Annotated in this window: 7 protein-coding genes; 5 read left to right on the top strand and 2 right to left on the bottom strand. The window is 71.0% G+C overall.

Translation table 11 applies throughout. The features are described 5' to 3' along the window. Window positions 1–182: 182 nt before the first annotated feature. Complete coding sequence (locus tag FH610_RS30395; RefSeq protein ID WP_139578456.1) at window positions 183–3,074, bottom strand: glycosyl hydrolase family 95 catalytic domain-containing protein; 2,892 nt, start codon at window positions 3,072–3,074, stop codon at window positions 183–185. Window positions 3,075–3,722: 648 nt separating this feature from the next. On the opposite strand from FH610_RS30395, the gene FH610_RS30390 reads away from it, so the two are divergent. The 5 genes from FH610_RS30390 to FH610_RS30375 all read left to right on the top strand — a co-directional run bounded on the left by FH610_RS30390 (window position 3,723) and on the right by FH610_RS30375 (window position 8,611). Beyond that, the gene (locus tag FH610_RS30390; protein ID WP_139578455.1) at window positions 3,723–5,309 is read left to right on the top strand and encodes a serine/threonine protein kinase; all 1,587 of its coding nucleotides are present in this window, start codon (window positions 3,723–3,725) and stop codon (window positions 5,307–5,309) included. Between the two features lie 117 nt (window positions 5,310–5,426). Next, on the top strand, window positions 5,427–6,167 hold the full coding sequence (locus FH610_RS30385) for a VOC family protein (protein WP_139578454.1): 741 nt from the start codon (window positions 5,427–5,429) through the stop codon (window positions 6,165–6,167). A gap of 203 nt (window positions 6,168–6,370) precedes the next feature. Beyond that, window positions 6,371–6,529 (top strand): hypothetical protein, encoded by a 159-nt coding sequence (locus FH610_RS43000; RefSeq protein ID WP_161628111.1) that lies wholly within the window; start codon window positions 6,371–6,373, stop codon window positions 6,527–6,529. Beyond that, window positions 6,526–6,978, top strand: coding sequence for a hypothetical protein (locus FH610_RS30380; protein ID WP_139578453.1), 453 nt, complete (start codon window positions 6,526–6,528; stop codon window positions 6,976–6,978). Before FH610_RS43000 ends, FH610_RS30380 begins: the two co-directional genes overlap by 4 nt. A gap of 160 nt (window positions 6,979–7,138) precedes the next feature. Beyond that, the gene (locus tag FH610_RS30375; protein WP_139578452.1) at window positions 7,139–8,611 is read left to right on the top strand and encodes a M48 family metallopeptidase; all 1,473 of its coding nucleotides are present in this window, start codon (window positions 7,139–7,141) and stop codon (window positions 8,609–8,611) included. Between the two features lie 92 nt (window positions 8,612–8,703). Here the strand turns inward: FH610_RS30375 and FH610_RS30370 are convergent, their stop codons facing one another. Beyond that, window positions 8,704–11,421 (bottom strand): AAA family ATPase, encoded by a 2,718-nt coding sequence (locus FH610_RS30370; RefSeq protein WP_139578451.1) that lies wholly within the window; start codon window positions 11,419–11,421, stop codon window positions 8,704–8,706. Window positions 11,422–11,438 lie beyond the last annotated feature (17 nt).

Raw genomic sequence — 11,438 nt, 5'->3', positions numbered from 1 at the left:
GTTCCGAGCAGATTTTCGCCGCGAGATCACCCCGCCTTGGCAGAACTCATCGGGATGTGCCGTTGCGCGGGCGGGGCGCCTCTGTCTTGCAGTTGCGGACGTCGATCGCAGGGCCGTGCACCTTGCGGGCCGAGGGGCCGGATAGCGGGGTAGTGCGACGGAACGCGGCCGGGTCCCCGGTGTCACACGGTGACGATCTGCCATTCCTGGTTGGTGCCGCCGTTCTCGGGCCATTGGATGATCCGGGCGCCGTCGGCTGTGGAGCCGCCTTCGACGTCCGCGCACAGGCCGTTGCCGACGTTGACGAGCCGGTAGTAGCCGCTCGTGGCCGCGGGGACGAGTTTCCACCGCTGGTTCGTGCCGTTGGCGTCGGTCATCTGGACGAGAGCGGCGCCCTGGTTGGCGTTCGGGCTGCTGAGGGCCTTGCCGCTGCCGACACTGGTCAGCCGGAACGAGCCGTCGGAGTTCTGCGTCATCCGCCACTGCTGGTTGGCGCCGCCGGTCCATGGCCACTGGACGACGGCGGCGCCGTCGGCGGTGGAGCCGCCGTAGACGTCCAGCACCTTGCCGCTGTTGCGGTTGACCAGGCGGACGACGCCGCTGGACGGGCCGCCGGCGCCCAGCTCGACGGTGATCTGGGTCGTCGTGTCCGCGGTCAGTGACACCTGCCGGGCATGGCTGCCCAACGGCGAGGTGGCGACGCCTGCGCTGGTGGTCACGGAGGTGATCCCGCGCCGGCAGATGAGCGTCACGGTCTGGGCGACGTCGGAGACGACGGTGACGGTGACGGTCCGGGCGCTGATGTCCCAGGTGAGCGACTCGATCCGGATGCGGTTGCGGCCGCGCACGCCGGTGATCGTGCCCTTGGCGAACTGGTCGGGCAGCGCGGGCAGCAACTCCAGGACGCCGGGCCTGGTGTAGATCAACGCCTCGGCGAGAATCGCGGGCAGCGAGTTGGCGGCGTCGGCGTTGTAGATCGACAGGTTCGGGTTGTGCGAGGTCATCAACGACCGGAAGATCATGTTGTTGCCGAGGATCTTCCGCAGGTTGCCGTACACGCCGGCGCCGTCCTTGAGCCGGGCTCGGGCGAGGCTGCGGTGGATCGCCCCGTGGGCCTCCCCGCCCTCGTCCCCCCGCAGATCCAGGGCGCGGCTCGCGTAGCGGATCAGGTCGGGCTTGTCCTCGGGGTTGATCTCGTGCAGCGGCCAGACCGGGTACATGTGCTGGACGTGACGGTGGTTGTACCGGTCGGTCAGGCTGGGCCACGACCATTCCGCGAGCGCCCCGTCGCCGTTGATCCGATAGTCGGGCATCTTGGCCAGCAAGGCGGTCCAGCGTTGCACGCCCTGGCCTGGGCCCTGCTCGGTGCCCAGGAAGTCGGCGGCGTCGATGGCGGCCTGCAGCGCGTGCTTGCCTGCGGCGATCTCGCCGGTCGCATTGATCGACAATTGCCTGCCGGTGTTGCCGGGGCTGTTCTCCATGGAGAAGCACGGCACGAAGACGACCTTGCCGCCCGCGTCGGTGCGAGTGAGGAAGTCCTCATAGAACAACGCGAGCTCGATCAGAACCGGGGCGAGCTTGGTGCGGTAGAAGGTGGCGTCACCGGTGACCTGGTAGTACTCGAGCAGTGGATAGAGCAGCCAGTCGGCGCCGCCGATCCAGGTGTGACCGGGGAACCCGCTGTCGAAGTGCAGCATCTTGCCGTACTCGCCGTCGGTACGGGAGGGAGCGAGCAGGCCGCGAGTGCCGTAGAGGTTTCTGGCGTTGGTACGCCAGTCGTTGATCTGTCCGAGGATCAGGTTGAAGTAGCCGTCCATGGCTTCGGTGAGGGACAGGACGTTGCCGCCGGCGACCTGGAAGTTGACGTTGGCGTCGGTGGTGAAGTCCCCGGCCCACGCCGCGTCCCAGGCGCCTGTCCACAGGCCGGTCAGCCGTGGTGGCAGGACGCCGCTGGAGCTGAGGAACAGGTAACGGCCGGAGTCGTACATCCGCTCCAGCAACGCGAGGTCGATGACGTTGCGGTTGGAATTCTGCCGCGCGATCAGCTCACTGGTCGACAGTTGCCGATCGGCGGCGCTGACGTTCAGGTCGAGACGTGACCGGTCGTACAGCGGGGTGTGCAGGGCGGCATGCCGCGCGAGCAACGTCGCGTAGTCGGCGCTCTGCGCGCCCAGCGCCGTGTGCAGCGGTTTCGCGTCCCACGCCGTGGACGACTCGTAGCGATCGAGTTTGGTCAGCAGCACGAGTTTGGTCGCCGCGGCCACGACGATGGCCGACCCGCTCACCCGTACCGAGCCGCCGGTCGCGACCACCCGGGTGACGCCCTCATAGCCGAACGCCCCCTGCCCGGCGGGGTACGTGCCCCGCAGGTTCAGGTAGCCGTCACCGTTGCCGACCGTGGCCAGCGTGGTGAAGCCGACGGACCCCGGCACGCCGCTCAGGGCCGTGTTGACGCTCAGCGTGGTGTCGATCGTCCGCCCCGGCGCGGGAGTGAGCTCGTGGACGATCACCCGGTCGGCTCGGGAGACGAAAGCCCGGCGCGTCCACGCACCATAACTGTCGGTCCACGTCGAGGTGACCTCCCCGGTCCTGAAATCGGTCATCCGGGTGTAATCGCTGACCGTCGTCATTCCCGGGGTGCTGATCCGCAGCTCGTAGCCCGGATGGAAGGTCTGGGTCCAGCGCAACGACCAGCCGGAGGTGAAGTCACTGGTGGTACCGTTGAAGTCACCGGCAAGTGCCTTGTCCCTGACGCCCGGCAACCGGCCTGACAGCACCGGCGGAGTCAGGTCACGGGTGCCGTTGGGCATCACAAACCGATGATGCGTGAAGACCACCTTCTCCAGGGTGGGCGCGCCGTAGAGCATGGCCCCGTACTCGCCGTTGCCGCTCAGGAAGGCATCGGTCCAACTCGCGGCGGCAGCCGTGTCGTAGATGCCGCGTTGCGGCAGCGTCAGCTGCGGCGGCACGGCGGCAGCGGCCCGGCCAGCCGAGATCGCCGAGGGGAGCACGGCAGCGCCGACGGTCGCCGCAGTGGTCGCGATGAAGTGTCGACGATTCAGCGGCACGCTCATTGAAGCTCCTGGTGGCGAGTCGGGGGGTGATGCCTGCGGCCGAGCACCGCCGGTACCGCCACGGCTGGTCCGCCGCGGTACGGCCGCCACTCGACGGGACACGCTGATGCAGGGCATGCAGTCAAAGGGGTGCCTCCGAAGGCAAGAACACAGGGGTTTGTCCGGAGGACATCCCATGAATAGGCTCGGTTTCGTGCAACGTATGACGTCTGATGTGTTGGGTCAAGGAAACAATCGCGAGCGCCGCGTAACCCGTCGCGTCGACGGGACGGCCGACGACTTTTGTGGGAGCTGAATGAAACTTTCATCGGCAGGAAGGTCGAGCGCCAGGACGGCGACCGCGAGGTGTACGCCTACCGTCGGTTGCTTTCCTCTTCATCCGTGGGCGCGCCTGGCCGCGAGGAGTCATCCTATCTTTGGTAGCCGTGGAAGGGTTCTGTCGCCCTGTCGAACCGGCTCACCCGCCGGCACCCAATCCTTCGGTCCTCGGCCGTATGGCGACCGGGCAGCCCGCGCGCAGGTCTGGTTCGTGCCTCGCAGGGGCACCATTGTGATGTCGCAGGACATCGGAAACCCTCGAACCTACGGGTTCGGGGGTTTGTTTGTGCACTGGGGTCGGTCGCCCCCGCGTCGCTAGGGTTCGGTGTCATGGTCACCCCCCTTGAGCCTGATGACCCGCGCGTACTGGGTGAGTTCACGCTGAGGGGACGGCTCGGCGAGGGCGGGCAGGGGGTGGTGTTCCTCGGCCGGTCGCCCCGCGGGGAATCGGTCGCGGTGAAGGTGCTCAAGTCGGGGCTCGACTCGTCGGTGAAGGAGCGGCTGGTCCGCGAGCTCGACGCGATGCGCGAAATCGCGCCCTTCTGCACCGCCCGGGTGCTGACCGCGGTGGTCGATGGGCGGATGCCGTACGTGGTGAGCGAGTTCATCGACGGGCCGTCTCTGCAGCAGCGGGTCGATTCCGGCGGTCCGCTGCGGGGCGGCGAGTTGGAACGCCTCGCGGTCGGCACGGCCACGGCGCTGACGGCCGTTCACGCGGCCGGGATCGTGCACCGGGACTTCAAGCCGGCCAACGTGCTGCTGGGGCCGGACGGCCCCCGGGTAGTGGACTTCGGCATCGCCAGGCACGGCGCGAGTGACACGATCACGGCGGGTCCGGTCGGCACCCCGGCCTACCTGGCTCCCGAGCAGATCGCCGGCGACCCGGCCACGCCCGCCTCCGACGTGTTCGCCTGGGGAGCCACGATCGTCTTCGCCGCCACGGGCCGCCCGGCCTTCGGCGCCGCCGGCGTCCCCGCCGTCATGCACCGGATCCTGACCGCCGAGCCCGACGCCTCGGCGCTGCCCCGGCCGCTGCGCGGGGTGGTAGAACGATGCCTCGCCAAGGACCCCGCGCGCCGGCCGGTCTCCCGCGACCTGCTGCTGGAACTCGTCGGGTCCGCCCCCGACCCGCTCAAGGCGGGCGCGGCCGCGGCGACCACCAGGCCGGAAGGCGTGCGGCAGGGTGGGATGACCGCGATCCTCCCGGCCTTCCCGGCTCCCGGTCCGGCCGGGGCGATTCCGCCGGACCCGGAGACCACCGGGGCGGGCGGCCGTCGGCAGGCTTCCCGCACCGGGATCGTCGCCGGGGCGGTGGTCGCCGTGGCCGCGGTATCGGTCACCGCCGCTCTGCTGGGGCCGCGCCTGCTGTCCGTCGACAAGGCCGCCACTCCGTCGACCGCCGCCACGACGGCGACCGTCTCGCACACCGCCGGCTCACCGGCACCGCCCGCCGACACCACGCCGGGGGAGACCGTCACGGCCGACGGCGGCGCGGGGCAGGACGACAACGGCGCGGGGCAGGACGACACGGTGACGACGGACGACGCCGCGGGGGATGCCACAGCGACTCCGAAGGCCACTCCCGTGCCGTCGACCACGCCGGGCGGGACGGTTCCGGCCGCGTTCGCCGGCACCTGGGGAGGCCATCTCGAGCCCGACCAGCTCGTGGGAACCAGCGAGACCGACGTCCAGATCGTGCTGGAGCCGGGCAGGCGCACCGGAAGCTGGAAGGACACCAACAGTTCATGCCGGGGAAGTCTGACGCTGACGCGCAGCTCCGGCACGGCACTCGTCTTCCGGCTGGACAAGTGCGCCGCGGGCAGGATCACCTTGATCCAGACCGGCGAAGGGCTCGCCTACCGATGGGACGGCGACGAAGGCGACGTCACCTTCCAGGGTCTCCTGGTCAGCGACTGACCGCTCCGCATGGAGACCCTCGGGAGGTGGCTCTCGGCTTCCCTGCCCGTTGCCGCCAATCGAGCCGGAGGTGCGCGGGTTCACTCCGGTTGATCTGCTGAACATAGGGTGGGCGGCATGGCGCTGCGGCTTGGTCTGCTGAATTTCAAGGCTCGGGATAACTCGGCGCTCGGCCGGTTCTGGGCGGAGGCGCTCGGCTGGGGTGTTTTCAGCGAGGGACCCACTGTGACAGGCGTCGGGCCGATGGGATTCGTCTGGCCCGATTCCGTCGCCGTCTGCGTCTGTGTCGTCGCCGTCCCGGACCCTGAGACGGTGAAGTATCGCGTGCACCTCGATCTCGCCACCACCTCCGCGGCCCATCAGGCGGAGTTGGTCGCGCGCCTGAAGGAGCTCGGTGCGACGCCCGCCGATGTGGGCCAGGGCGATGTCCCGTGGACGGTTCTGGCCGACCCGGAGGGCAACGTGTTCTGCGTGCTGGAGCCTCGGGAGATCTACCGGGACACCGGGCCGATCGCCCGGGTGGTGGTCGACTGCGCGGACCCGCGGGCCATGGCCCGGTTCTGGGGCGAGGCGATGGACTGGACCCTGCACGAGGTGACCGACGATCACGCGGTGCTGCGTTCGGCCAAGGGTGTCGGGCCATATCTGGAGTTCCTCCGCACAACGCCCGGCGTGAAGACCGTGTGGAACCGCGTCCATCTCGACCTGATGCCGTACCGCGGTGACGATCAAGCGGCGGAGGTCGCCCGGCTGCGGACCCTCGGCGCGACGCTCGCCGACGTCGGCCAGGGCGATGTGTCGTGGATCGTCCTCGCCGACCCTGAGGGCAACGAGTTCTGCGTCCTCGCTCCAGCCTGACGCGGAGCCTACGTCGCCTCCTTACCGCGCCTTCGCGCTGGAGCGCCGCCGGTGGTCCAGCCCGCATGTGGCGAATGGGTGCCACCAGCACCGCCGTGGAACGCCGGGCTTTCTTCAGCGCACGCGTGCTCACTGTCCACAAGGGCGGGGCGACAACATCCACTGACGATACGTGTCAGTGGACGGGCCGTACTGTCCCGGGCATGACGTTCATCCAGAAGATCACGCGGCCGCTCGACCCGATCGCGGTCGACGACCGGCATCACGACGACCGGCCCGGGCGGGCATTCCTGCCGAGGGGCGAATCCCCGGACCGCCGCGACCACCTGGCCGGCACCCGGCAGGAAGGGGCGGGACGGTGAAGGACTTCGACTTCCTCGTCGGCGAGTGGGACGTGGCCAACCGGAGGCTGCTGAAGCGGGGTGTCGGCAGCGACGAGTGGGAGGAGTTCCCCGGCCGCTGCGTCGCGTACGGCTTCTTCGACGGCGCGGGCAGCTTCGACACGCTCACGCTGCCCACCAAGGACTTCGACGGCGCGACGGTCCGGACGTACGACGCCGAGCGGGACGAGTGGTCCATCTACTGGGTCAACAGCAGGCGCGGTCTGGACCCGGTCCCGGTCGTCGGCCGCTTCGTCGACGGGGTCGGCACCTTCTACGCCGACGACACCGACGACGGCCGCCCGATCCGCGTCCGGTTCATCTGGTCGGGGATCACGCCCGACTCGTGCCACTGGGAGCAGGCCTTCTCCTATGACGGCGGCCAGACCTGGGAGACCAACTGGATCATGGACTCCACCCGCGCCGGGTGATGCCGTAAGGAACCTCAGGCCGTGAGGTCGGCTGTGGACGTGAGGATCTGCCGTACACCGGCAGGTGCGCGGGCCCCACTGTCTTTCGCGCTCCGGATGACAAATCCGACAAGATTCGTTAATTTCGGCCTCTCGTCCTCACCGCCACCGGAGTTATGACATGGTCACCGCCTTCCGCGCGACAATCGCATTCGCCCTGCTGGCGGGCTTCTATGTGCTGGTCGCCGCCGTGTTCGGGGCCACGGTGCTCGTCGACGCCGCCGTCCTGCGGCACGTCACCGCAGGCTCGGCGAAGATCGCGATCGTGCTCACCCTGGCCGCCCTGGCGCTGCTGCGCGGCCTCATCCTGGTCAACCGCCGCGGGCGCCAGGAGGAGCCGGGCGTCGCGGTCGGCCGCGGGGACGAGCCGGTGCTCTGGCAGACGGTCGAGGAGTTGGCCGCACGGGTGGGGACCCGCCCGCCGGACGAGATCCGGCTGGTCGCCGAGGTGAACGCGGCGGTGCGGGAGGACACGAGCTGGCTGGGGCTGCGGGCGGGCCGGCGCATCATGTACATCGGTCTGCCCTTGCTGATGACGCTCTCGGTGGACGAGATGCGCGCGGTGCTGGGACACGAGCTCGGCCACTACAGCGGTGCGCACACGCGGCTGGGCGCGCCGGTGTATCGCGGCAGGATCGCCGTGCTGGCGGCGGTCGCCTCCCTGCGGAACCACGCCTTCATCCAGAAGCTCTTCTCCTTGTACGCCAGGCTGTTCCTGCGGGTCTCCCAGGCCGTCTCCCGCCGGCAGGAGCTGGAGGCCGACCGATTCGCGGCCGCCGTCGCGAGCCGTGAGGCCGCCGGGACCGCCCTGCGCAAGGTGCACGGCACGGCGGACGTCTGGGATCTGTTCATGGAGCGGTACGTCGGCATGACGGGCATGGCGGGCAGTCGTCCAGCCGACCTGTTCGGCGGCTTCCACGCCCTCGCCGACGCGCATCGGATGAAGATCGCCCAGGCGGACGGAGGCGGCGAGGAGGCCGGGCCGTACGACTCCCACCCGAGCCTGCCGGAGCGGCTGGCCGCGCTCGCCGTCCTGCAGGACGTCCCGCACGCCCGCGACCCGCGCCCCGCGCTGGCGCTCCTGCGGGACCCCGCCGTCGCCACGCGCGCTGTGGAGCAGACCTTCTGGACGGAGGAGGCGCTTAGGCTGCGCCCGCTGCCCTGGGAGGAGATGGTCGCCCAGGGCATGTACGCGGGCGTCAACGACGAGGCGCTGCGGGACCTGTCGGCCGCGGGCCAGCGGGTCGCGGGCGGGCCGGAGCCGTCCCTGGACGCCGCCCTGGAGGCGCTGGCCCGCGGCCAGGCCGCCGCCCTCCACGAGGAGCTCGTCCGCCTCGGGTGGCGGCCGTCGCCGGACCTTGTGGCCAAGGTCCTCGCCCGCGCCGTCGAGGGCGTGCTGATCGGTAGCGGCAGGGCCCGGTGGACGCTGTCGTGGACCGGCCCCGCCACCTTGCGCGACGCGACGGGCAAGGAGGTCGACGTCGAGGAGTACGCGGCCCGGGTCGCGGCCGATCCCGCGCAGGTGCCAGGCCTGCGCCAGTGGTTCGCGCAGATTGGCGTGTCGCTGCGGCCGCGGACGCCCGTCACCCCCTGACGCAGGCCACAAGCCCGCCGGTCGTCCCCGGGCGCGCCGGCCACCTCTGGTCATGCATCTGATTCATGTCGTGGCACCTGGCGGGGACGGTGTTATTCGAGTGCGGTGTGCAGCTGGACGCGGGACGTGGTGCCCAGCTTGGCGTAGATCTTGGCTAGGTGGGCGCCAACCGTCCTGTGCGAGATGTAGAGACGCTTGCCGATCTCCCTGTTGGTGAGACCCTCGGCGGCCATCTGCGCGATCTGGAACTCCTGTGCGGTGAGGATGTCGCTGGTGGCGGCCTGCCGTTCGCTGCTGCGCTCGCCGGCGGCGCGGAGCTCACCGCGGGCCCGCTCGCCCCACGGTGACGTCCCGAGCGCGTCGAATGCGTCCCGAGCCGCGCGGAGGTGCTGCCTCGAGTCCGTGGCGCGGCGCTGCCTGCGGAGCCATTCGCCGTAGGCGAGCTCCGTGCGTGCCCGCATGAACGGCCGCCGCGTCAGGTCTGCGGCGAGAGCGGCGTGGAAGAGGCTCTCTGCCTCGTCCTGGCCCGCCAGGAGGGCCCTGGCCAGGCGCAGGCCGTCGTGCAGGGACGGCGATGTCGTGGTTTTCGCGGCTGCTTCCATTTGGGCGAGCACACCGGCCGCGTCGCCGGGACGCTCGCTGCGGCTGGCCGCGTCGGCGATGTCGGCGACTGTGTGGCAGCTCAGGGCCAGCTGATGGGAGGGATCGGTCATGTCGTGCATGCGCAGGAGCCGGGCGAGCGCCTGAGGGTAGTCGCCCTCGCCCAGCGCCGCGAGGGCGCGTGCGTGCTGTGCTGTGGCGAGCACGTTTCGCGCGCTGACCGGCGTGCCGAGCTTCTCTGCCTCGGCTGCCAGCTCGCGGGCCTGGTCGAAGTGGCCGCGCAAGGCGGCGATCTTCGCCTGCGTGGCGAGGATGAGGCCGCGTAGGAACGGCTGGCCGGTCTCGCCGGCAAGCCTGCTCGCCTCTTCGGCGGCGGGTAGGGCCACAGTGAGGTCGGCCAGCTGCGCTGCCGCCCATGACTGCGCCGCGAGTGCGCGGGCCAGGAGCTGCAGGCGGCCTTGATCCCGGAGGCCGGCCAGCGACGCGGCGGACTGCGCGATCGCGACGTCGAAGGTGCCGACGAGCACCGCGACGCTGCCCACGAGCCGAACGGCCTGCGGGTCGAGGACGGCTTGCGCGAGCAGTCGCTCCGAGCGCTCGATGACGACCGCGCCGCGGGCGATTGGGGCCGCGTAACCGAGGATGGCGAGCAGCCGGGCGTCCAGCGGGTCGAGCGGGAGTCGTTCGGCCACGTCGACGATCCGGTCCCTGGCCGCCATGCCGGGCTCGGTCCAGAAGCATCGCAGCGCGGCGCTCCAGAGGATGCGGACCGCGAGGTCGGTGTCCCCGTCGGCTGCGACGGATTGGGCGAGGTCCGCGAGCGCTGTGGCGTCCGTGGCCCGGTCACGCAGGCCGTCGTCGAACGCGGCCCTGATCCAGACCAGGCGGGCGCGCCGCTGGCCCGACAGGTCGAGCTTCGCCGCCTCGTCGAGGAGCCGGCCGACGATTTCCGGGCGGCCGAGCTCGACCGCGCCGTCCGCGGCCCGCAGGAGCCGGTCGGCCCGCTGGTCCGGATCCGGGCTCATCCGCGCGGCCTGCTCGAGGGCGGCGACGACCGTGGCACCACTGCCCCGGCGCTGCGCCCGGACCGCGACCGCCTCAAGGGCGGTCGCGATGTCCTCATCCGGCCGGTCGCTCGCAGCCGCCAGGTGCCACGTTCTCCGGTCGGGCTGGTCGGCCAGCACTCCGGCCAGAGCGCGGTGCGCGTCACGGCGCCGGTCCGCACTGGCCAGGTTGTGGATGGCGGAGCGGACGAGCGGATGGTGGAACGTCAGCCGGCTCTCATCGGGACCGACGAGGCGGGCATCGACAGCCGGCCTGAGGTCGGCGACGGTGACGGGCAGCCCCGTGAGGGCATGGGCGGCTGTCAGCGTCTCCGCGAGGTCCGGGCTGTCGTTGATCGCGGCGACCTCCAGGACCGCCCGCGTGGCTGCCGGGAGCGCGGCGAACCGCTGCATGAACGCTCTCTCCAGTCTGGCGGTGAGCGGCAGCCACGGGCTCGTGAGGATGGCGGCGCCGTCCGTGCCGTCCACTGCGGCGGCCAGCTCGATCAGCGCCAGGGGGTTCCCCGCGGCTTCGGCGAGCAGCCGTCGACGCACCGCGCCGGGCAGGTCCGCCGCGGTGGCGTCGAGCAGCGCGGCGGCGTCCTTCGCGGAGAGCGGCGGGATGACCATGTCCGGCAGCTCCGCCTCGTCCAGCCGGGCGGGGATGCCGGCGCGGACCGAGGCAAGCAGCAGGATCGGCTCGGACTCCAGCCGCCGGCCGAGGAACGCCAGCACGTCCGCGGTCGACGGGTCAAGCCAGTGCGCGTCCTCGACGAGGATCAGGACCGGGCAGGCCTCGGCCACCTCGGCGAGCAGGTTCAGGACGGCGAGGGCGACGAGGTAGCCCTCGGGCGCGGTCGCATCGGTCATGCCGAGCGCCGCCCGCAGAGCTTCCCGCTGCCGGGCCGGCAGCACGCCGAACCGGTCGCGCACCGGCCACAGGAGCTGGTGCAGCCCGCCATAGGGCAGGTGGGCCTCGGATTCCACGCCCGCCGTGTTCAGTACGCGCAGGCCGGACGCGCGCGCGGTCGCGGCAGCCTCCGCGAGCAGGGCCGTCTTGCCGATGCCGGGCTCACCGCGAAGTAACAGCGCCGCGCCGCCCTCGCGTACCGCGTCGATCAGGTCATGTAGCCGGCTGGTCTCCTCGCTGCGTCCGATGAGTCCCACACAGCGAAGGCTAGCGG

Source organism: Microbispora catharanthi, from assembly GCF_006334915.2.
Lineage (GTDB): Bacteria > Actinomycetota > Actinomycetes > Streptosporangiales > Streptosporangiaceae > Microbispora > Microbispora catharanthi.
The sequence above is the reverse complement of the archived record's forward strand: the minus strand, read 5'-3'. Positions and strand labels throughout refer to the sequence as shown.